The sequence below is a fragment of the Lacrimispora sinapis genome (assembly GCF_043633585.1).
Taxonomy (GTDB): Bacteria; Bacillota; Clostridia; order Lachnospirales; family Lachnospiraceae; genus Lacrimispora; species Lacrimispora sinapis.
Window position 1 is genome coordinate 2,300,124 of the sequence record NZ_CP141832.1, and the last position, 22,410, is coordinate 2,322,533.

Annotated in this window: 24 protein-coding genes; 5 read left to right on the forward strand and 19 right to left on the reverse strand. The window is 45.6% G+C overall.

Going from position 1 to position 22,410, the window contains the following annotated elements:
* The first annotated feature begins 196 nt into the window (after positions 1–196).
* Entirely contained in the window at positions 197–637 is a 441-nt protein-coding gene (locus VIG27_RS10710) for an RrF2 family transcriptional regulator (RefSeq protein WP_394522502.1), read from the forward strand.
* 133 nt (positions 638–770) lie between these two features.
* Here the strand turns inward: VIG27_RS10710 and VIG27_RS10715 are convergent, their stop codons facing one another.
* The 8 genes from VIG27_RS10715 to VIG27_RS10750 all read right to left on the reverse strand — a co-directional run bounded on the left by VIG27_RS10715 (position 771) and on the right by VIG27_RS10750 (position 8,511).
* A complete protein-coding gene (locus VIG27_RS10715; RefSeq protein WP_394522503.1) occupies positions 771–3,137 on the reverse strand; it encodes a ribonucleoside triphosphate reductase in 2,367 nt (788 codons plus the stop codon).
* A 135-nt stretch (positions 3,138–3,272) separates the two neighbouring features.
* Positions 3,273–4,544: a GTPase HflX gene (hflX, locus tag VIG27_RS10720; protein ID WP_394522504.1), complete on the reverse strand. Its 1,272-nt coding sequence runs from the start codon at positions 4,542–4,544 to the stop codon at positions 3,273–3,275.
* 13 nt (positions 4,545–4,557) lie between these two features.
* Positions 4,558–5,334, reverse strand: a complete 777-nt coding sequence (locus VIG27_RS10725) for a tetratricopeptide repeat protein (RefSeq protein ID WP_394522505.1) — start codon at positions 5,332–5,334, stop codon at positions 4,558–4,560.
* A 34-nt stretch (positions 5,335–5,368) separates the two neighbouring features.
* Positions 5,369–5,806, reverse strand: a complete 438-nt coding sequence (locus tag VIG27_RS10730) for a dUTP diphosphatase (RefSeq protein WP_394522506.1) — start codon at positions 5,804–5,806, stop codon at positions 5,369–5,371.
* Positions 5,803–6,465 (reverse strand): SMC-Scp complex subunit ScpB, encoded by a 663-nt coding sequence (gene scpB / locus VIG27_RS10735; RefSeq protein WP_394522507.1) that lies wholly within the window; start codon positions 6,463–6,465, stop codon positions 5,803–5,805. Before scpB ends, VIG27_RS10730 begins: the two co-directional genes overlap by 4 nt.
* Complete coding sequence (locus VIG27_RS10740; protein ID WP_394527522.1) at positions 6,458–7,285, reverse strand: segregation and condensation protein A; 828 nt, start codon at positions 7,283–7,285, stop codon at positions 6,458–6,460. Before VIG27_RS10740 ends, scpB begins: the two co-directional genes overlap by 8 nt.
* 80 nt (positions 7,286–7,365) lie before the next feature.
* Positions 7,366–8,220, reverse strand: coding sequence for a metallophosphoesterase (locus tag VIG27_RS10745; protein WP_394522508.1), 855 nt, complete (start codon positions 8,218–8,220; stop codon positions 7,366–7,368).
* A gap of 72 nt (positions 8,221–8,292) precedes the next feature.
* A complete protein-coding gene (locus VIG27_RS10750; protein ID WP_394522509.1) occupies positions 8,293–8,511 on the reverse strand; it encodes a hypothetical protein in 219 nt (72 codons plus the stop codon).
* A 93-nt stretch (positions 8,512–8,604) separates the two neighbouring features.
* On the opposite strand from VIG27_RS10750, the gene VIG27_RS10755 reads away from it, so the two are divergent.
* Complete coding sequence (locus tag VIG27_RS10755; protein WP_394522510.1) at positions 8,605–8,847, forward strand: helix-turn-helix domain-containing protein; 243 nt, start codon at positions 8,605–8,607, stop codon at positions 8,845–8,847.
* Positions 8,848–8,921: 74 nt separating this feature from the next.
* On the opposite strand, the gene VIG27_RS10760 is transcribed toward VIG27_RS10755, so the two are convergent.
* Together VIG27_RS10760 and VIG27_RS10765 are read right to left on the reverse strand one after the other, a co-directional pair.
* Positions 8,922–10,253: a serine hydrolase gene (locus tag VIG27_RS10760; protein ID WP_394522512.1), complete on the reverse strand. Its 1,332-nt coding sequence runs from the start codon at positions 10,251–10,253 to the stop codon at positions 8,922–8,924.
* Between the two features lie 145 nt (positions 10,254–10,398).
* Positions 10,399–11,091 (reverse strand): NUDIX domain-containing protein, encoded by a 693-nt coding sequence (locus tag VIG27_RS10765; protein WP_394522513.1) that lies wholly within the window; start codon positions 11,089–11,091, stop codon positions 10,399–10,401.
* 450 nt (positions 11,092–11,541) lie between these two features.
* Here VIG27_RS10765 and VIG27_RS10770 point away from each other — a divergent pair, with 450 nt between their 5' ends.
* Entirely contained in the window at positions 11,542–12,198 is a 657-nt protein-coding gene (locus VIG27_RS10770) for a phosphoesterase (RefSeq protein WP_394522514.1), read from the forward strand.
* 39 nt (positions 12,199–12,237) lie between these two features.
* On the opposite strand, the gene VIG27_RS10775 is transcribed toward VIG27_RS10770, so the two are convergent.
* A complete protein-coding gene (locus VIG27_RS10775; protein ID WP_394522515.1) occupies positions 12,238–13,257 on the reverse strand; it encodes a glycosyltransferase family 2 protein in 1,020 nt (339 codons plus the stop codon).
* Positions 13,254–14,006: a CPBP family intramembrane glutamic endopeptidase gene (locus VIG27_RS10780; RefSeq protein ID WP_394522517.1), complete on the reverse strand. Its 753-nt coding sequence runs from the start codon at positions 14,004–14,006 to the stop codon at positions 13,254–13,256. The genes VIG27_RS10775 and VIG27_RS10780 overlap by 4 nt, the downstream gene beginning before the upstream one ends.
* A gap of 212 nt (positions 14,007–14,218) precedes the next feature.
* Between VIG27_RS10780 and arcC the strand changes: the two genes are divergently transcribed.
* Entirely contained in the window at positions 14,219–15,157 is a 939-nt protein-coding gene (arcC, locus tag VIG27_RS10785) for a carbamate kinase (protein WP_394522518.1), read from the forward strand.
* An 81-nt stretch (positions 15,158–15,238) separates the two neighbouring features.
* Positions 15,239–16,099, forward strand: a complete 861-nt coding sequence (pdaA, locus tag VIG27_RS10790; protein ID WP_394522519.1) for a delta-lactam-biosynthetic de-N-acetylase — start codon at positions 15,239–15,241, stop codon at positions 16,097–16,099.
* 80 nt (positions 16,100–16,179) lie between these two features.
* Here the strand turns inward: pdaA and VIG27_RS10795 are convergent, their stop codons facing one another.
* The 7 genes from VIG27_RS10795 to VIG27_RS10825 are packed head-to-tail and all read right to left on the reverse strand — an operon-like array spanning position 16,180 to position 22,408.
* Positions 16,180–16,935: an amino acid ABC transporter ATP-binding protein gene (locus tag VIG27_RS10795; protein ID WP_394522520.1), complete on the reverse strand. Its 756-nt coding sequence runs from the start codon at positions 16,933–16,935 to the stop codon at positions 16,180–16,182.
* Positions 16,928–17,638: an amino acid ABC transporter permease gene (locus VIG27_RS10800; RefSeq protein ID WP_394522521.1), complete on the reverse strand. Its 711-nt coding sequence runs from the start codon at positions 17,636–17,638 to the stop codon at positions 16,928–16,930. The genes VIG27_RS10795 and VIG27_RS10800 overlap by 8 nt, the downstream gene beginning before the upstream one ends.
* Complete coding sequence (locus tag VIG27_RS10805; RefSeq protein WP_394522522.1) at positions 17,635–18,336, reverse strand: amino acid ABC transporter permease; 702 nt, start codon at positions 18,334–18,336, stop codon at positions 17,635–17,637. The genes VIG27_RS10800 and VIG27_RS10805 overlap by 4 nt, the downstream gene beginning before the upstream one ends.
* Positions 18,337–18,341: 5 nt before the next feature.
* On the reverse strand, positions 18,342–19,169 hold the full coding sequence (locus tag VIG27_RS10810; RefSeq protein WP_394522523.1) for a transporter substrate-binding domain-containing protein: 828 nt from the start codon (positions 19,167–19,169) through the stop codon (positions 18,342–18,344).
* A gap of 19 nt (positions 19,170–19,188) precedes the next feature.
* Positions 19,189–19,620, reverse strand: coding sequence for a NifB/NifX family molybdenum-iron cluster-binding protein (locus VIG27_RS10815; protein ID WP_394522524.1), 432 nt, complete (start codon positions 19,618–19,620; stop codon positions 19,189–19,191).
* A gap of 26 nt (positions 19,621–19,646) precedes the next feature.
* Entirely contained in the window at positions 19,647–20,945 is a 1,299-nt protein-coding gene (locus VIG27_RS10820) for a nitrogenase component 1 (RefSeq protein WP_394522525.1), read from the reverse strand.
* A complete protein-coding gene (locus VIG27_RS10825; RefSeq protein WP_394522526.1) occupies positions 20,945–22,408 on the reverse strand; it encodes a nitrogenase component 1 in 1,464 nt (487 codons plus the stop codon). The genes VIG27_RS10820 and VIG27_RS10825 overlap by 1 nt, the downstream gene beginning before the upstream one ends.
* Positions 22,409–22,410 lie beyond the last annotated feature (2 nt).

Sequence of the window (22,410 nt, forward strand, 5' to 3'; positions counted from 1 at the left end):
CCTGGTTTGATTTATGTTTGTTACTCACAAATAATCCTCCTACTTTTTCCATCCTCCCAATGTGTATTAGTATACATCCATTTTTCCAAATTGGGAAGCCGGAGAATTTGAGGTTTACTTTTTAAAGTGTTTCATGTAAAATATTTTAATATCCTACTAAGTATATAAGATTAATCGGGAAGGAGACTTTTAAGCAATGACATTTTCTACCAGAGGACGCTACGCGCTTCGGATGATGCTTGAATTTGCACTTCATCCGAACGAATGCACCAAGATCAATCAGGTGGCGGAGCGCCAGGAGATATCAGACAAATATTTGGAACAGATCGTTACGGTCCTGAGCAGAGCCGGTTATGTGAAAAGCCGCAGGGGCGCAAAAGGCGGTTATTTCCTTACCAAAGATCCTTCTGAGTATACCGTAGGCATGATTCTGCGTCTTGCAGAGGGCAGTCTTGTCCCGGTAGCCTGCATGGAGGATGAGGTGAACCATTGTCATCGTGCGGATATCTGTGCAAGTCTTATGGTATGGAAAAAGTTGGATCAGGCCATCTCCGGTGTCATCGACAACATTACGCTTGCCGATTTGGTGGAAGAACAGAAACGACTGGATGGAGAATACCACCATTATGAAATATAAGCACCCATAAAAAAAGATTCCGTACCTTTCGGCTGCGGAATCTTTTTTTATAACCATCTGTCACTTTTTACTGCCAGGGCAGATTTTTTAACAGCTTAAATCACAGAACCTGCGGATCTCATTTAACGATATTTTATGAGCCTGCACGTTCCGCATATCTTCTGATGTCGGAAGCATTGGTAATTTTTTGGATCAGACCATTCTTTACGACCACAAGAGTCGGTGCCTGCATGATTCCAAGCGTTTCCGCCAGTTCTTTATTCTCCTCCGCATCTATGGTCTCATAATTCACATGCTGCAAAAATTTCTTTGCAGTGCGGCAGTTGGGACATGTCTTGGTGGTAAAGAGATAGGCTCCGGCAGGAATCTCTGTCTTTTTAACGGAAGCCTTTTCCGGCTGGTCCATGGATTCTTTCTTTTTTAGAACAGAACTGGTAAAATCATACATGGTCCTGTTTTTATATTCCTGGGTCTTCCCTTCATTCCAGTTCTGTACCGGCCGGTAGTATCCGGTGATCCGGCTGTATACCTCCGCCCCTTTTCCGCAGACAGGGCACGTGCTGTGCTCCCCTGCCAGATAACCATGCTCCGAACAGATGGAATAGGTTGGAGACAGGGTGTAGTAAGGCAGTTTATAATGCTCCGCAATGGTTTTCACAAGCTTGGCTGCGGCAGCCCAGTCCGGGAGCTTTTCACCAAGAAATGCGTGAAATACGGTTCCTGAAGTATAAAGCGTCTGCAGCTCATCCTGGATATCCAGGGCATCAAAAATATCCGCGGTGAAATCCACAGGGAGATGGGAACTGTTGGTGTAATAAGGAGAATCCCCTTCCTTGCCTGCAGTTTTAATTCCCGGATAGCGTTCCTTATCATGCTTTGCCAGACGGTAGGCCGTGGATTCTGCGGGAGTGGCTTCCAGGTTGTAAAGATCCCCGTACTGTTCCTGATAGTCCGAAAGTCTTTCCCGCATGTGATTGAGCACATCCTTTGTAAACTTCTGGGTCCTTGCACTGGATAGATCCTCATTCAACCATCTTGCATTCAGTCCGGCTTCATTCATTCCAATGAGTCCAATGGTGGAAAAATGATTTTCAAAGGTACCAAGGTACCGTTTCGTATAGGGATACAATCCCTGATTCAATAATTTTGTGATAACCTCCCGCTTAACCTTTAAAGATCTTGCGGAAATATCCATCATATGATCCAAACGGCTGTAAAAATCAGCTTCATCTTTGGCAAGATAGGCGATCCTCGGCATATTGATGGTCACAACGCCTACGGAGCCGGTGCTTTCCCCGGAGCCGAAGAATCCGCCGGTCTTTCTTCTTAATTCCCGAAGATCAAGCCTTAAACGGCAGCACATGCTTCTTACATCACTTGGTTCCATATCGCTGTTGATATAGTTTGAAAAATAAGGGGTTCCGTATTTAGAGGTCATTTCAAAAAGAAGCCGGTTATTTTCTGTATCGGACCAGTCAAAATCCTTTGTTATGGAGTAGGTGGGAATGGGATATTGGAATCCACGTCCATTGGCATCGCCTTCGATCATGGTCTCAATAAATGCCTTATTAACCATATCCATTTCTTTTTTGCAGTCTTTATATTTAAAGTCCATCTCTTTTCCGCCTACAATGGCATTTAACTCTGCCATATCAGAAGGAACGGTCCAGTCAAGGGTGATATTGGAAAAGGGAGCCTGTGTTCCCCAGCGGCTTGGCGTATTCACACCAAAAATAAAGGTCTCGATGCACTTTTTCACTTCTTCATAGGATAAGTTGTCCGCCTTTACAAACGGTGCAAGATATGTATCAAAGGAGGAAAAAGCCTGGGCACCCGCCCATTCGTTCTGCATGATTCCGAGAAAATTAACCATCTGGTTGCAGAGCACAGATAAATGTCTTGCAGGTGAAGAGGTAATCTTACCCGGTATTCCGCCAAGTCCTTCCAAAAGCAGCTGTTTTAATGACCAGCCGGCACAATATCCGGTCAGCATGGACAGATCATGGATGTGCAAATCTGCATTTCTATGGGCGGCTGCGATCTCCTGGTCATAGATCTCTGAAAGCCAGTAATTTGCAGTCACTGCTCCGGAATTGCTGAGAATCAGCCCGCCTACGGAATAGGTGACAGTGGAATTTTCCTTCACACGCCAGTCTTCCACCTTCACATAGCTGTTCACCACATCCTTGTAGTCCAGGATGGTGTTTTTCATATTCCGTATTTTTTCTCTCTGCTTCCGGTACAATATGTAAGCCTTTGCTACATCCGTGTAGCCTGCCTGTTCCAGAACGTGCTCTACGCTGTCCTGGATGTCTTCCACCGAGATTGCCCCCCCTGTCATCTTTTTCTGAAAATCAGACGTTACCCGAAGAGATAATAATTCAAGGATTTCCTCATTAAACTCTTTTTGGGTCGCTTTTAATGCCTTTTTAATCGCCTCGGAGATCTTATTCAGGCTGAATTCCGCATTCTCTCCATCTCTTTTTACCACTTGGATCATTTGAACCAAACTCCTTTCCTTTGAGAACCCCATAATGACTTTATTTATTTCATACATTGGTATTATAACAGAGCGAAAATAAAAACACAATATGTAGATTAGTTTTTAACACCATCTCTACATATTGTGTTTTCTTTAGTCGTCAATCACATCGGTACTATCTGCCAGACTGGCAAAAAGTTCCGATGGCACATAAGCACTTACAAAAATACCGTCTTCCCGGTATTCTTCCGTTAAGAGCTGTCCGTATTTGCGGATCATCTGGATTTTACCTGCTTCTTTGTAAGAATACGTTTTTTCCAGATAGATCTTTTGGTTTCTCAATATGGTTTCCAACAGGTTTAATAGATCCTCAAGCCCTTCTCCGGTCTTTGCAGAGATCCTTACCTGGTGATCCGAGGTCACATCGCGCAGGGTGATCTCTGAGTCTGCCGCATCCATTTTATTAAACACAGTAACCATAATCTTATCGCTGACTCCCAGTTCACGGAGCGTTTCATAGACCACATACATCTGCATGTCCATCTGTGGATTGGAAGCATCCACCACATGAAGGATCACATCACTGTATTTGGCTTCCTCCAGAGTGCTTTTAAAAGCTTCGATCAGATGATGCGGCAATTTCCGGATAAAGCCTACGGTATCCGTCAAAAGTACCTGCTGGCCTCCGGGAAGGTTCAAATTCCTGGTGGTGGGGTCCAGCGTGGCAAACAGCTTATCCTCCGCAAGGATCCCGGCATCGGTCAGCCGGTTTAAAAGCGTGGATTTTCCGGCATTGGTATATCCGACAATGGCGGCAACAGGAACATGGTTTTTATCCCTCTGCTGCCTTGCAACCTCCCGGTGGCGCTTCACATCTTCCAGTTCCGCCTTCAATATACTGATCCGGTCATGGATCAGGCGGCGGTCCATCTCAAGCTTTTTCTCTCCTGGTCCTCTGGTTCCGATTCCGCCTCCCAGACGGGATAAGGAACTGCGGAGTCCTACCAGACGTGCCGAACGGTAACGCAGCTGGGCCAGCTCCACCTGGATCTTCCCTTCTCTGGTGGTGGCTCTGGAAGCAAAAATATCCAGAATCACCATGGTGCGGTCCATCACCTTTATATCCAATTCCTGTTCCAGATTCCTCATCTGGGCCGGAGACAGTTCATCGTCGCAGACCACGCCGGTCGCATCAAGCTCCCAGACACGTTCTTTGATCTCCTGAATCTTTCCTTTTCCAAGATAAGTGCCAGGATGGATCCGTTCCCTGTTTTGGATCACCTTGTCTGCAGTGACCGCTCCTGCGGTCTTGACAAGTTCCTCCAGTTCATCGAGAGAGGCTGCCGCATCTGCCCCGTCTCCGGTGCTGACTGCAACCAGAATGACTCTTTCTTCTACTTCTTTTAAATCGATCAGTTCTGCCATGGATTCTTCCAACCTATCTAGTTTTTAAAAATGTGATCTCCCGCTCTGCCGCTTCATCCGGGCCGTGAACGGAGACATACTTCTGCATCAATTCAAGAGCCTCTTTAAACGCTCCCTGATACTCTTTGGCAACCGCCTGATTGAACAGCAGTTCAGGTACCTTTGCACTGTCTTGTGCTGAAAGCCCCTGTTCAAAGTAACCGACCGCCGCATCATAATCTTCTTTTGCCATACTGCATAATCCCATACGGTTCAACAGCCGGGCGTTATTTTCTCCCGCCTGCAGCGCCTCTTGATAAAGGGACATGGCATCATCTGCAGCCCCGCCCTTTTCCATTAAAGCTCCTGTGGCAAGAAGGGCATTGAGCCTTCCCGGTGCCTTTCCGTCCTTATCAAGCTCTGTGCTTTTCCGATAATCTTCCAGTGCTCCCTTAACATCTCCGGTTTCCGCTTTTGAAACGGAGCGCAGATTCAAATACTCCGGTTTCCGGCCATCGGCTTTTATAAGTTTGTCGTAAGTATTGACAGCCTCCTTATAATTGCCGGATAAATACTCTGCCTCCGCCCGGTATTTGAGTATATCCATATCCACTTTTCCAACCAGGCCTTTTGAGACGTTGATGGCTTTATCAAAGGATTCGATGGCCTCTTCATAATTGCCTTCATTCAGTGCTGTAATTCCGGCTTCCCGGTAGGAATACCGGTTGTCTCTGCCCCCGCAGCCTGCAGCCAGTGAAAGCACCAGGCTTAACGAAAGAACAACCGCCGCATATCCTGTTTTCCTTCTCATGCTATTATCTCCAACTTTATAAAAGCTATGAATGTCATTGTTTCCCCGTACTTCCGTGACCGCCCCGGTCCTCATGACCCAGCTGGTCCACTTCCTGAAATTCAATGGCCGGCTGGTGTTCCATAATACGGAACTGGCAGATCCTGTCATTGACGTGGATTACCGTGTCCCGAAGCGCATAGGCAGGAAAGAACCACTGGTCATTGTCTCCGCAGTAAGTCTCATCAATGATGCCCATGCTGTTGGTCTGAATCACTCCGTAATTTTTAAAAGTACTGCTTCTCGGAACCACGTGGGCCTCATAACCAGCAGGGAGTTCCATGGCAATGCCCAGGGGAATCAGTTGAAATTCTCCTGCTTTCATCTCCACCTCTTCGGCCGCCCGCAGGTCGATCCAGTCAGATTTCCCTCCTACATAGCAAAGGCGTTCAATCTTATCTGTAAAATACTTTATCTTTATGGTTCCTGTCACGTTATTTCCTCCTGAAATTCATCTTCTATTTTTTCTTCTTCCGGCATCAGAACACCGCTGCCAGACAGTTCCTCCTCTACCTCCATGCGGATTTCAGCCGCAACCACAGGATCTGCAACCGGCAGGTTCTGCGTGGAACCGATTCCGAATCTTCTTAAAAATTCTTCTGTTGTCGCAAACAATGCGGGACGTCCGGGGGCGTCAAGACGTCCCACTTCATAGACCAGGTTATATTCCACAAGCTTATTCACGACATGATCGGATTTTACCCCCCGGATCTTCTCAATCTCCAGCTTTGTCACCGGCTGTTTATAAGCGATAATGGATAGTGTCTCTAATATGACATCGGTCAATACCTGCTTTTTAGGTGCCGCCGCCACCCGGATCAAATGTTCGTAGTATTCGGAGCGGGTACACATCTGGTAACGGTTTTCCAGTTCAATGATCTGTATCCCCCGCTTTCCCGTATCGTAACGTTTTTTCAGGCGGAGAACGGCCTCTTTTGCTGTCTTCTCATCCTGGCCGATGGCTGCTGCCAGACGGCTAAGTTCCACGGAATCGCCCATGGTAAAAAGGACGGCTTCTATTGCAGCTTCCCAGATCTTTTCCTCTTTTGTGATCTTCTTCGGTCCTTCTTCTAAAAGAGTTTCTTTATCCATCTGTATCCTCTCCCCTGAATCCTTCTCCGTCTTCCATAATATCCGTCAAATCCAACTCCCCTTCTTCGCCTTCTGCTTCCAGAGTCTCGATCAACATATCCTCAAATAAATGCTCCTGGGTCAAATGGATCTTTCCGATCTTCATAAGCTCCAGAAGCGCTAAAAATGTCACTACCACCTCGACCTTATCCGCCTGCCTCTCCAGCATCCTGCGAAATGAAAATTTCCGGTGTTTTCTGGCATAAGACATGACCGATTTTATTTTATCCTCCAGACTGACGGATTCCTTTCGGATGTTGCCAAAGCGGCTTCTGATGGGATCCACGCGATCCGACTTGCGCTTTGTGACCGCCCGGAATATTTCCTGAAGCCTTGCCAGGGTAAGTCCGTCAAGGAGCTTGTCTAAATCCACCGGAGGCTCGTACTTTGCCACTTCCGGCGGCACCGTGGAGGTTTTAAAAAACAGCCGTTCTGCCCCTATCTCCCGGTCCTTCAGTTCCAGAGACATGTATTTATAATATTTATATTCCAGAAGACGTGCCACCAGCTCTGCTCTGGGATCTTCTTCCTCTCCCTCCTCATTGACTTCCTTGGGGAGAAGCATACGCGCCTTGATGTCAATCAGTGTTGCAGCCATGACCAGAAATTCACTGACCATATTTAAATCCTCTGTCTCCATATGGCTGACATAGTCTAAGTACTGCTGTGTAATGGTCACAATGGGAATATCATAAATATTTACTTTATTCTTTTCAATCAAATGAAGCAGCAGATCCAGCGGACCCTCGAAATTATCCAGTTTATAAGAGATTCCCATAATTTCCTCCAAAACATATGTAACGCACTATGGACTAGTATAACAAATCCTGCCTCATCTGTAAACATATGCCAGGCCCAAAATCATGCTTTTGCTTTTAAATCCACTACTACCAGCTGGGGTTTGTTGTTCAAGCGTATGTTGATGGAATGGGTGCCAAGTCCCCGGCTGACGATCATGTACTTATGATCCTTTTCAAAAAAACCGGCACAATAAGGGTGAAAGAACTGATACTGGGGAGTCATTACGCCTCCGAGAAGGGGAAGCCTTATGGTACCTCCATGAAAGTGTCCGGACAGGGTCAAATCAGCTCCCCAGTCCAAGCATCCACGAAAATAAAGGGGGGAATGGCAAAGAAGGATCTGAAACCGTTCTTTGTCTGCCTTTCCCACCTTTTTTTGTATCTCTTCCCGAGTTAATATTTCGCGGCTGAATTTGCGGTAATAGCAAGGGTCCAGATCAATACCGGTCACTGCTACGTCATCGCCGAAATGCCGTGTCCTGTTTTCCAAAACAGTCACTCCAAGCTGTTTCAAACGGCTTGTGTATGTTTCATACTGGCGGCCATAGACGGAGCGCTCCCAGCACATCCGGTTTTCATGATTGCCGTTTCCATAAATTACAGGGTACTTAGCCGCAAGTTTTTCCATTAACTTTAAGGGAACCGACGTTTCTGCAGTTCCCTTACTGACTAACATATCGCCTCCCACCAGGATGAGATCGGGATTGATCCGGTCCACCGCTTCAAGAAGCCTTACATTGTCCTCACCAAACTGATGATTATGAAGATCAGAAAGGAAAAGAATCGTATGATCCTTTCTGATCTTACGGCTTTCTATGACCATTCGTTCTTCGGACAGCTGTTCTTTTTCATATTCGGAACGCAGCAGGAAACCTGCAGCAATCACCAGACAAAAAGCTCCAACAGCAATTAACATCTGTTTTCCTCAACTTCCAATTTTTTTCTGCTGTCTTTTCATCATACAATGAAGAACCCGTCCTCGTCAAGCCTAAGAAAACCATCCACCCGGCTGGCAATCAATTACGATATTGGGCAGTATCACAAGCAGGCCGATGCCCACACCCATGACAAGAGTACTGAAAAGGTACTCATTATACCCAGGAGTTCCTGGCTGCGGCGGTATCGTGAACGCCAGCCGGTAAATGGAACCGCAGATAATAAAAAAACATATCAGATAGTAAATTACATTGAAAACGCTTTTTTTCATTTGTACATACCTCCTTTCTCATAATATATACCATTTATGGATAATATGCAATAGCAGATACTCACGGTTTAATAATATTTAGAGGTGACACATATGATTGTTTTTGACAGACTATGGGAGACCATGAAAAAGAAAAATGTCAGCCAGTATCATCTGATCAAGTATTATAAGGTTAGTGCGGGACAAATCGGGAGACTTAAGAAAAATAACTATGTATCCACTCATACCATTGACATGCTCTGCAAAATTCTTGATTGCAGCGTAGAAGAGATTATGGAATACAGGGCTGATATCTGTGAAGTATCTGACGAATCAATCCAGAAGGAAACAAAATAGATCTGACTGCACCAGGATATAATCTGACATAAAAAAAGAGCCATTCAGGCTCTTTTTTTATGCATAAACGGCTTCTACGGAATCCATACTCCGGCGGAATCCACCTGATATCCGTCAGGTGTGACCGCATTCTTCAGCATGGTGCCGTCTCCTCCGATATAATACCACTTACCGCTGCTTTTCACCCAGTAATTACGGGCCAGGGCGCCGCTTGACCGGAAGTAATACCACACATTGCCGGGAAACTCCCTCCAGCCGGTGGCCATGGTTCCGTCGGAATCAAAATAATAGTCGGCTCCGTCTACCTTCAGCCATTCCTGACTGGCCTTCCTGCCATCCGGCTTTTTATAGTACCATTTCGTTCCATTCTTTTCCCAGCCGGTGGAGGAATTTGAGGATACGCTGGTTGCGCCCGCCTTAACGGCAAATCCGTAATCCAACAGGGCTTTGGTATCTGAATAATGGGTGGATCTGCTCTTCATCACCACTGCGACCAGTCGGACACCGTTCTTTTCCGCACAGGTGACCAGCGTATTTCCCGCAAGAGACGTATAACCGGTCTTACCGCCAATGACACCAGGATAATAGCGTGAATCAGAAGGATGGAGCATCTTATGTCCCATGGTAACGGTTCTGGCTCCTGCTTTTTTTGTAGCAGGAATCTGGTAGCTTGTGGTTGAAGCGACTTTTCTTACGATATCATTGTTAAATGCCGCCCTGGCAATCAGAGCCATATCATGAGGCGTGGTATAATGATCGGAATGATTGAGGCCATTGGGATTGACAAAGTTGGTGTTGGTACACCCAAGCTCCTTTGCCCTGGCGTTCATCTGTGCACAAAACGCACTTATACTGCCTGAAACGTGCTCTGCCAGACCATTGGCGGCTTCATTGGCGGATTTCAGCATAAGGCCGTAAAGGGATTGCTCCACGGTCAGCCTGTCCCCTTCTACAAGTCCCAGCGTTACAGCTCCTGACTCCAGATTGGTTGTGGCGGTTTTTGAATATGTAACCGTATCGGAAAGGCTGGCTTTTTCTGCCACAATAAGAGCGGTCATAAGCTTTGTGATGCTGGCCGGATAATATCTGGTTTCCGCATTCTTTCCATAGAGAACGGTTCCGGTGGAAGCGTCCAGAAGAACGGCCCCTTCCGATAAAATCTGAGGCTGTGATACGTTGGCAGTCCCGTTTTCTTCCTGGGTCTGGGTTCCGGCGGAAGTCTCTGCCGGCTTTTGACCGGACAGAGAAGCCCCCGGTCCTGCAACGGTTCCGGCTGTGGTCTCCGAGGTCTGACCGGAAGAGCCTGGAAAAGGCTGTACAACGGGGACGGTGCCATAAGCCGGGATGGATGCGAGTATGCTGAAACTGATTGCAAGACTCCATAGTCTTGGTGATTTATTTGTCATTTCCGTTTCTCTCCTGTATCGTTTTCACTGCTTATATGATTTCTTCCAACAGTATAGCATAAAATCCAAAATTTTCCGATTAAGTTTTTCTTACAAACGTCCGGCAGCAAAAAACGCATCATCCCTGTGAGATGATGCGCTTATATCAAAATTCCTGTTCCCTGTATTCTTTTTCCAGTTCTTCCAGCCGGTCCATCGCCGCATTTAGGATTTCTGCATGGTCAAATGCAAGCTTTTCCTGTTCCAACATATCAATCGCCGGCAGAAGTTCAATATCCGTCTCTTTCTTCCACATAAGACCCTGGCGGTCATAGGTTTCCGTGATCCGGTATGTCATGTAAATGTGATCTTCGTCATTCTCAACCGTAAGAGAATAGGTGGAGCCGTTCTCCAAATCCGAAAGTTTCTTTTTCTTTACCTTAAACCAGCCTGCCTTTTCCGCGTCATCGGCTGCCACAGGGTTCAACTGATTCTTTGGAACTGCGGCAAGATAAGATACGGAGATCACTCTTGTCCGCGGGTCCCTTTTTACAGTCCCCCAGGTATAGAGCTGTTCCAGGCAGATTCCCTTTAAGCCGGTCTCTTCAAACAGTTCTCTTGCTGCCGCTTCCTCCAGGGACTCATCAATGCCTGCAAAGCCTCCCGGTATGGCCCACTGGCCAATGCAGGGGTGATTTTTCCGCCGGATGAGCAGGATCTCCGCTTCCGCCTCAGCATCTTCCTCATCCACCGCAAAAATCAGCACATCAACTGTTACCGATGGACGTTCGTAGTCTCCGGGACGGTACTGTAAAAGAAACTCTTTTTCTGTCAATCCCTCTTCATTCTTTCGTTCCATTCTGTCCTTCTTCCTACCAGAATCTTAGAATGCCATGAACAAAGACCTACAAAAGCACGCCTCCCGTCACAGCTAGAATACTGGATTTCCTATCGTTATCAAACAGGCACGCTGACAAAGCCGCTAAATGGCTTCCGCCTGCAATTTTCACCGTTATGTTTTCCTGATTTTCATTGTCTGCTCACAAAAGTCTGCTTATATACTATACACAAAGATTGTCTCTCTATCAACCATTTTATAAAAAGATTATATTTAGGTACCGTCACTGGCCCTTGTCTGCAATCCATATTCCCATCGGTTTGCTGCCAGATTTTGTCTGGAAAATTAATCTTCCCCGAATAAAATATTAACATTTCTGAAATACTATTGTACAGTTAAAACGAGTATGATATAATCCTCGAAAGTTGATCAAATAAATCCTGACCAAAAGAACGGAGAATGGTGACTTAAATGAAAAATAAATTAAGTAAATACAGGCATGTCTGGATACTCAGCTACGCTTTTATTTATCTTCCATGGTTTTTTTACCTGGAAAAGACCGTAACGAGCAATTACCACATCATGTACGTTGCCATTGATGATCTTATTCCTTTTAATGAATATTTCATCATTCCATACCTTTTATGGTTTGTTTACGTGGCCGGTGCTGTGGGATATTTCTTCTTTACGGATGTGAAAAGCTATTACCGGTTATGTACCATGCTCTTTACGGGTATGACCATCAGCCTGATGATCTGCACCGTATTTCCAAATGGAACCGATTTCAGACCTGTTATTGATCCCAGTAAGAATATTTTTACAAAAATCGTTTCCATACTTTATTCCGCAGACACCTGTACCAATGTATTTCCAAGTATTCACGTTTATAATTCCATCTGTGTCCATTTTGCCATTTTAAAAAGTGAACGGCTGAAAAGACACCACCTGATAAAAGCGGCTTCTTTTCTCCTCATGGTTTCCATCTGTCTGGCTACGGTCTTCTTAAAGCAGCATTCTGCGTTTGACGGCTTAGGCGCCATTGTAATGGCTTATATTATGTATCAGTTCGTATATGCCGGAAGCTATGAGCCAAAGAGAAATAAAGTTACTGAAAAAGCAATCAGTTAGAAAAAGTCCCCGGCGGTGATGATTCCGCCGGGGACTTTTTTAATTAAACCCAAAAAATTTCTGGGTCATTTTATAAATCGCTATGGGGAATTTTCTTCCGCTTTTGCCGGGAAGATTGACTCCCTGGCCTAAAAATCCCCATCTAAGTCTCAGATAGAGCTTAAAATTCTCTTTCCTCAAATACTGCCATAGTTCCTTTTTCTTTTCCATATTCTCTTCAGATTCGGATTTGATGGCCAGAATGGAGGAAATGGTCATCATAATCTCCAGATACCGCACCATATAGTGACGCAGCTTCCACTGCTTGATCTTTGTCACATCATAGTAGCCAAGCATCAGCTTGGTCACCCGGATCTGCTGGTCGATCCGTCCGATCATAATGGTTTCATTGACAGACTGGTCTTCTCTTCCGATGAAATACCGGTAAAAATTCACGTTAAGGTAATACATGGTCTTCACATGGGGCAGCGGCTGATATACAAAAATGTTGTCCACATAAAAGGTATGCTTTGGAAGCTCCAGTCCGCACTGCTTTAAAAGCTCAGTCCGGTAAATGACAGAATGCATCAGAATGTACTGTCCAAGCATAAACACCTTTACATCATCCCAGTCAAACAATTCATTCTGGGGAAGTGCGGTACGGTAATGCATCACTTTTTTTCTCTTCGCTCCCTGCTTTTCATAAACGAAATTGCTTACCAGCATATCCAGTGTCTTTTCTCCGTATACAAAGCCTCTCAAGGTATCCAATATCTCCATATAGGAGGCTTTATCCACCCAGTCATCACTGTCTACTACCTTAAAATAGATTCCGGTCGCATTCTTAAGCCCGGCATTGACCGCAGCTCCATGACCTCCATTCTCCTGATGAATGGCCCGGCATATACCGGGATAATTTTTTTCGTATTCATCTGCAATCATGGCAGTGCGGTCTTTGGTCGAACCGTCATCTACAATAAGAATCTCGACCTCATCCCCTCCTGGCAGCAGCGAATCAATGCAGTGCCTCATATAAGCTTCAGAATTATAGCAGGGAATTGCCACAGATAAGAGTTTCACACCATATCCTCCTTTAGTTTGTTTTTGCTGTTGATCCGGACAGCACATGCTACGGCTAATGCAAAGGACAGGAGCGCAAAAGCTGCCATAACCGTCTTTTTTTCCGATTCAAACAACCTACCCGCAAATACGGTATTCGTCACAAGCAGTGACAATAAATTGGCTGACATATGGAGCAGGCAGGGCGCCAGTAAGGTTTTTGAAACCTCACAGAGCCAGGCTACTGCCATGCCAATCAAAAAAGCATATACTCCCTGGGGGAGATTTCCATGGTAAATCCCAAACAGAGCCGACGACAAGACTGCGGAAGGCCAGAAAGAAAGCCTGTCCCTAAGGGTCAAAAAACCAAGTCCCCGAAACATCAGTTCTTCTGTGACAGGGATCAAAAAACCGGAGGCCAGAATCTGTACCGGCACCGGCGGTGCATAGAGGGCATGTCTTACTTCTTCGTAAGTCTGCGAGCTGTGAGCCAGCCCCAGAAGGGCAATGATCTCATTGCCGCACACACATAGAGCCCAGCCCATGACCAGGATATGGAAAAAGCAGCCGTGAAGACTTAGACGGATCGCTTTGCCGATTCCCCTCTCTCTCTGATCTCTGCGGTAAATGGTATAAAATAACGGAGCGCAGACCGCAGCAGCGAACCCCGTAGCGGCCAGAGCATCCAGCTTCAAACCCAGAAACAAAAAACTGGTCACTCCAGAATAAAAAAACATTGGAACGATCAGATGCAGGATCAATGATACCATGTTAATGCAGTCCTTTCTTGTTCTGTTTCTTCCTAAACATTATACCACCTGATTTTAAGATATCCACAAATATTTTATAAATTCTTTGGAAAAGATACCCTGCTATTTTCTGCACAACCCATGAATCAGGAAAACCTGTTGCTTTTTTTTCTGCCTGATAATATAATGTTCTTATCTTTTTTGAAAAAACATGGAACTGAGAGGGAACTGAAATGGCAAAAAAACGTATTGTTATGGCTTTGGGACATAACGCTTTAGGAACGAACCTTCCGGAACAAAAAGAGGCTGTCAGCAAAACTGCCAGAGTGATTGCAGATTTTATTGAAGCCGGCTGGCAGGTGGCAGTCACACACAGCAACGCTCCCCAGGTTGGCATGATCCATACAGCTATGAATGAATTTGGAAAACAGCATGACGGCTATACTTCGGCTCCTATGTCCGTATGTTCTGCCATGAGTCAGGGCTACATCGGATATGATCTGCAAAATGGAATCCGGGCGGAACTTTTGAAGCGGGGCATTTATAAATCCGTTGCTACCATTCTGACCCAGATGATGGTAAATCCTTACGACGAGGCTTTCTACACTCCCATGAAACCCATCGGCCGTTTCATGTCTGCGGAGGAGGCAAAGGAGGAGGAAGAAAAAGGAAATTTTGTGGAAGAGGTTCCCGGTAAGGGCTTTCGCAGAGTCGTGGCTTCTCCAAAGCCTGTGTCCATAGTGGAAATTGATATCATTAAATCAATTTTAGACGGGGACCAGATCGTAATCGCCTGCGGAGGCGGGGGAATTCCGGTTATCGAGCAGGGATATGTTTTAAAAGGTGCCAGTGCGGTTATTGAAAAGGACCGGGCTGCGGGTCTGCTGGCGAAAGAAATTGATGCGGATGTGCTTATGATTCTCACCAGCGTGGATAACGTGGAACTGAATTACGGCAAACCGGATGAAAAGCCCATTGCCCATATGAATCTTAAAGAGGCCGGCTCCTACATTGAGGAAGGCCAGTTTGAATCCTCTTCCATGCTTCCTAAGATCGAAGCCTCTGTGGATTTTATCAAACACGGCAGAAACAGAAAAGCAATTATTACCTCCATGGAAAAGGCAAAAGCCAGTCTGGAAGAAAAAGCGGGTACGATTATCAGCGAAATCTAGCCGTTACTGGAATCTCTTTGAATAGGGACAGGCCCAGCCTTCATATATTGAAGCAAACGTACACAACGGAGCTTACGCAATATGAAGTTTTTGGGAAATCTAAAGATAGCAGAACGGTTCCGGAAAATCACCGTTTCTCCTGAGACCGGGAAACGATCCGCCAAAATATTCCTGCTCTTTCTCTGTGCTTTCCTGGCAGGTCGAATGGGCGCCATGTTTGCAGAACATCAAAAGGCGGTCACCGTAGCAGCTGACGGAAACTGGGGATTAAGTTTCCAGCAGGAGGGCCAGCCTCCGGTGGCCAATGCGACCATGGATTATTTAAAGCAGTTTGACTCCTATTACGCCCAGAAGACCCAGGATAAAGTTCTCTATCTCACCTTTGATGCAGGATATGAAAACGGCAACACACCTGCCATTTTGGATGCTTTAAAGAAACATAAGGCACCGGCTACCTTTTTCGTGGTAGGCAATTACATAGAAACAGCCCCGGATCTTGTAAAACGGATGCTTGAGGAAGGCCATACCGTTGGAAACCATACCTTCCATCATCCGGATATGTCTAAGATGGCTACAAAGGAATCCTTTGAAAAAGAGCTGAAGGACCTGGAAAGTTTATACGAAAAAACCACGGGGCAGCCCATGAAAAAATATTACCGTCCGCCCCAGGGAAAATACAGTGAGACCAATCTTCAGATGGCAAAAGACATGGGCTACAAAACTTTTTTCTGGAGTCTCGCTTATGTAGACTGGTATCAGGATAAGCAGCCTTCAAAGGAGGAAGCCTTTAAAAAACTGCTGGGAAGAATCCACCCTGGCGCGATTGTGCTGCTGCACAGTACTTCCAGTACCAATGCCCAGATCCTTGATGAACTGCTGACAAAATGGGAAGAGATGGGATACCAGTTCAAATCCCTGGATCAGCTTGTATCGGAGCAATAACCGCAGACCGGATTCTGCGGATCATAAAAAACGACCACCTTTCCTGGAGAAAGATGGTCATTTTTTTACCATACGATGACTTATATGGAATAACTGGGCTCCAGAGCTATGATTCTGGATAAGAACTGTCTGGTACGCTCTTCCTTTGGATTGGAAAAAATATCTTCCGGTTTTCCCTCCTCTACTACAACCCCGCCATCCATGAAAATAACTTTATCCGCCACATCCTGGGCAAAGGACATCTCATGGGTCACTACGATCATGGTAATCCCTGTTTCAGCCACTTTTTTTATGATCTCAAGGGTCTCTCCGACCAGTTCGGGATCCAGTGCCGAGGTGGGTTCATCAAATAATATGACTTCGGGATTTAAAACAAAGGCTCTGGCGATCCCCACCCTCTGCTGCTGTCCGCCGGATAGCTGACAGGGATAATAATCGTACCGGTCCGATAATCCCACCCAGTTGAGCGCTTCTTCCGCCCGCTTCCTTGCTTCTGCCTTTGGCACTCGTCTTGCCGTTATCAGTCCCTCCATCACATTTTCTATGGCAGTTTTATTGGCAAAGAGATTATAATTTTGAAATACAAATGCGGTTTTTCTTCTGATATCCAAAATTTCTTTTTTGGAGGCCTTCTTTAGATCTACCTGGGATTCTCCAATGGTAAGCCTGCCGCTGTCCGCATTTTCAAGAAAATTGATGCAGCGGAGCAGGGTGGTTTTCCCGGAACCGCTGGGTCCCAGGATGACCACAACCTGACCGTCCTCCACTTTGACCGAAACATCTTTTAAGACCTGATGTCTGCCAAAATCCTTTTTGATATTTTTCACTTCAATCATACAGATTCCTCCTGAATTTTCCGGTATACTGTCTTAATTTCTGAGCCAGGTATTCGATCCCCATGGTAAATCCCCAGTATATGATGGCCGCCGCCACATACCCCTCAAAAAAGGAATAGGTTCTGGAGCTGGGAATGGTGGCGCCTGCTACAATTTCCACAATGCCGATGGCCATAACCACGGAAGAACCTTTGATCAGACCTACCACGTTGTTGATCAGCATGGGAATGGCTACCGGAACCATCTGAGGAATCATGATTCTTTCAATGGTCTGGAGCTTTGTCAGTCCTACCGAATATCCTGCCTCATTCTGACCATTATCAATGGATAGCAAGGCACCCCGGACGGCTTCTGATATGGAACAGACTGCCATCAGGCTCAACGCAAAGATGCCGACCCAGATATTATCCACATCTGAGACGCTTTTCTTAATATGCAGCAGGCTTGCCAGATTGTTGAATTTGAGCATAAAGACCAGGTTGTATATCATTAGGGCCACCACAATGGGGACTCCCTGATAAACCGTAACAAATACTGCAAAAACCTTACAGATTACAGGCACTTTATACACACGCACCAGCGCAATCACGGTTCCCAGAAGCAGCCCGATGACTAACGGAATAAAAACCAGTCTCAGCGTATTGGGCAGATATTTCAGTCCATAGATAAGACTTTCATTAAAATGAGCTACGTTGAAATTCATCCCATTTCCTCTTTTCCATAATTCATTTTGACATTTAACTGATAGAACAAAAGCCGGACTGCCAGACTGATGATAATATAGATGATGACCACAAACACATAGGCTTCCAGAACGTGCTTTGTGGCGGTTCCGATGGTTTTTGCTCTTCCCATGATATCAGTTACTCCGATGAGGAAAACAAGAGAGGAATTCTGGAATAAGCCAACCAGATCGGAGCCAAAGGGCGGTATGGCGGTCTTGACCATCTGGGGCAGAATGATTCTTCGAAATGTCTGGAATTCTGTCAGCCCGACGCTTAAACCGGCTTCCGTCTGGCCATAGGGAACGGAGGTGATGGCACTGTAAAAGATGGCGGAGAGAAAAGCCCCCTGGTTGAGCAAAAAGGTCACATATGCAAAATTTACAGCGCTCCATTCCCTGTTTATATTCGTTCCCAAAGCCGGATCCAAAAGAGCCGGTATGCCGTAATAAACAAGCATCAGCTGAACCAGCATGGGAGTTCCTCTCATGAAGGAGACATAGACTTTCACAAGAGGATACAACACCGGCAGTTTCTTTATCTGAACCAATACGATTAAAATCCCGAGAAGCACTCCAAAAACCGTTGCATAGATCACAATCGAAAAAGTCACGGATAAATACGGAAGAATTTTTGGAATGCTTTCAAAAAACCGATCCCATACAAACAGCTTCTCCATAGGAATTACTCACTTTCTGTATAATCACCGCCGATGACATCTACTGAGATCTGTGCAAGCTTTCCATTTTCTTTCAGCTGTTTTAAGGCACCATCCACAGCCTCCTGCAATTTGGTGTTATTTTTTGCAAATACAAAGTAGGTGGAGGAGGTCTGTACCGGATCGCCGGCTATTTTGATGGCTTCTTTTCCGTTTCCGTAACTCTTATTCAGCTTTTCTACATCGCGGGAGGTCATAATGGTGGCATCCCACACGCCGTTTAAAAGGCCGGTAACGGTTTCTTCATCGGTGGAATTATTCACATATTCAATTTTAATGGGATTATCCCCATGCTCCTTATTATAGCTTTCCAGAATATAAGCGGAATTGGATCCTGAGGAGCTTTTTACCTTTTTTCCCTTCAGATCGTCAAGAGAATTTATATCATTTCGGTCTGCTGCAACCGTAAGATAGGTGACATAGGTTGTATAGGGTTCCTTTCCAAAGAGATATTTTTCATCCCTTTCCTTGTTCCATTCATATTGATGTGCTCCAATATCAATCTTTCCTGCATCAAGAGAAATGAGTACATTGGCAAAATCAGAGGTCTTAAATTCAAATTCATATTCCGGAAGCAATTCATCCACTGCCTTTAATACTTCATATTCATAACCGGCAAGATTTCCCTTGTCATCCAGATAGCAATATGGCTCATAAGCATTTCCGGTTCCAACTACCACCTTTGCTGCTCCGCTCCCCGCCGCGGTCTCCTTTTTTCCGCATCCGGTTAAAACGGTTCCGCCAAGTGCTGTTAAAATTGCTGCTAAAATCAATCGTCTGACCCTTTTTTTCATATTTTTCGTTCCTCCTGCTTTATATCACCGATCCATTGGCAATTCCCCTAAGTGAATGATGATGATCCACCCGGTAAAAATATAACACGATTTTATGTATTGCTTCCTCAATCTCCCCATCCACATCAAAAGAGCTGATTGCTTTCCGGTCCAGCTGCTTTTGTACAGGACTTCCGGTTTTTTTGCAAAGCAGGCATCTGCAGTCAGATATTAAATCCACTTTGGGGTTTTGAGGGCCGCTGTCATGGCAGCCGCCACCTTTACATTCCTCTTTTTTTCCGCAGGAGGAGGAAAGTTCTTCTCCCTGCAGTGTTTCCGGGACCTTCCTTCTTTCTATCAGTCCAAACTCTCCATTTTCCCTGACCTCATAGATCAAAAATTCCGATGCCGCTCCAAAATTTAAATCAATCTTTCTCTGGTCCGAGGATACAACGGCTATTTTATATGACATGGTACTCCCTCCATGAAACAGATTTATTAATTGAATCTTGTTTTTGCAACGGAGTAGATATCTTCGATCAGCTTTAACCCTCCGTCATAGCCTGCATAGTAACTATTCATAATTAAACGCTCATTGACCGGCCAGGAAACATTTAAAAAATGGCCGTCCGTCTGTTTTGCCACTTCCTTTTCCCAATACCCGCCAAGGATCAGCGGGTATCCATGATAGTCATGGGCTTTGATCTCATTATGTATTTTGTATCCATCGGTTTCAAAACTGACATCTGCCTCAATCCCAAAATTTAAATCTTTAAAATAGGAACGGATGGCTTCCCGATGTTCTCTCGGAGTGTCATCCACAATAAACTGCTTTGCCGGAAAAAGCCCCAGATCATTGACCAGGAATTTGGTGATTCCAAGAGCATAATGAGCATCGGATACTACGGTAAACTGTTTTGACATGACCCGTGTTTCCAAAAATAGGTCCGCATAGCGCTCGATGTAATAGTAGTAATAAGCCTCTTCCTCTGTGATGATCTTTTCCACCGTTTCCTTTGGCACTCCTGCATACTCTCCCACGGTGCGGAGAAATTTGCTGGTTTCATAGGCACCGATGGGCAGTGTGGGATAATGAAGGTAAGGAATTTTCAGCTTCTGTTCCATTTTTTTCATATTGCCCAGTCCTACCCAGGGAGATATTAAAAGATTAAATTCAGCAGCCGGAATCTTTTTTACATTGGCAATCCCCCGGTTGTATCCGAAAATAATGTTTGGAATCAGTCCCAGCTTTTCAATCAGCTTTTCAAGCTCCCTGAAGTTCCCATGCCAGAACTCATCCTGATAAGGTACATCTGCCCAGATGTTCACCAGATTTTTCACACGTATATCTGATTTTTCCAGCAGCTGATCAATGATGGCATCCACCACCTGCTCGTGGCCTTTGTAGTTATTTCCCTTAAATCCTGCGGTGGAGGCATAGATTACCGGCTTTCCCGCATCCTTAAAACCATCTACCACCTCTTCTGTATTATCTCCCACGATTTCAGGAATGCATCCGGTCAAAACCACATATAAGTCCGCATCAATCACATCCAGGGAATGTTTGATCGTGGATTCCAGCTTTTTCACCCCGCCAAATACCACGTCCCTTTCGTTGATGCTGGTACACGGGTAAATATTGGGGGAAAAATAGCCGGAACTCCCGGAGGAATTGGAAAGCTTCTGGGCGCATCCCGGACCGGAATGAAGCACTGGTATGGCACGGTCAATGGCCTGAACGGTCTGCATGGCACTCATTGCACATTTGTACCTTTGTTTATCTAATATTTTTGCCATTAGCTGATTGCCTCCTCTAAGAAACTTCCTACCTCCTGCTTATACCACCAGTCGGTATAGGGTAGCTTCACTCGTTTTGCCAGATTCTGTTCAAAGCTCCGGTTGCGTACCGTATCAAGGACCGTATGAGCGAATTCAAGGGTATGCTTATAGCCGAATATCATATATTCATCCGCTACATAGACAGCAGGTGTCCCCTGCTTAATGGCCCATACCGTAGAACCGGGATGTCTGGAAAGATATAAGTCCGGACGATATTTATTCAAGATGTTCATTACCTCAAAATTCTGCTGGTCCGCCACGCTGGCTTCAAAGTTGATGTCATTTTCAAGGAGATAGCTCATGGCAGGGGGAACATCACCGTTTTCGTATTTCTTATCATAATGCCAGGCAAGAGCCCATACCACTTCAATGCCCAGTTCGTCTAAGACTCTGGTCACCTCAAAGGTGTAGCCAGGTCCCATGCCAAGAACCGCCTTTAGTCCTTTTAATTCCTTCTTTACTTCTTCAATCTGCGGCAGGTAAATCTTTCTCTGTTCCTCGATATAGCGTTCCACCTGAGGGGATTTTCCTGCCACTCTTCCAATTTCCCGAAGCCAGGTCTCAAAACCGGTGATTCCAAGGGGGTTTATGGTACGGATATAAGGCACTCCATAGGTTTCTTCCAGACCATTGCCAAGATAATTTCCCAGGGTTCCGCAGATACAGGTGGTGGCAACGGATTCTGATAAATGTTCCAGTTCCTCTATGGTGGCGTTTGCATAGAGAAAAACAGGATCTAAGTCAAAGTTTTTAAAGATTTCTATGATTTCACTTCTGGCGCTTTCATAAAAATTCTTGAAATTGATGGTATTTCTCTTTTGCTTTGGCGGCTTTACAATTCCGCTGAGCACAGCGTGGTCGGAAATATCAAAGCCAGTGGCCCATATCCGGGATTTAAACCCTTCGCAGTGAACCGGAATAACAGGTACGCCGATCTGGTCTTTCACCTCATCCACCACACTGTCAATATCCTCACCGATGATTCCAGTGGCACAGGAACTGCTGACAAAGATGGCCTTTGGCTGATACCGTCTGTTCACTTCCAAAATAATATCGGCCAGTGCTTCCGTGGAACCAAAGATGGTATCGTTCTCATTCATGTCCGTACCGATATAGACGGATTTGTTCACCACGCCTCGTTTGGCAGCGACCTGGTTGGTAACGATGTACTGAGAGCTGGCAGTTGCCGAACATCCTGACGGCCCGTGATGGATGACTGCCACATCCCGTATGCCTCCAAGCTGGCTTAAAGCACAGCCGGAAAGGCAGGTACTGGACTGGGAGAAGCAGCGCCCGCAGCCCTTTAAGGTTCCGCACTTACTCTGGCTTGCAAGATCGTGCAAATCTCCCACATACCCGGTTATGGAACCCAGGCGGTTCTCTCTGGTTGCCAGATTAGAACTTGATAAATTAATCCCCATTT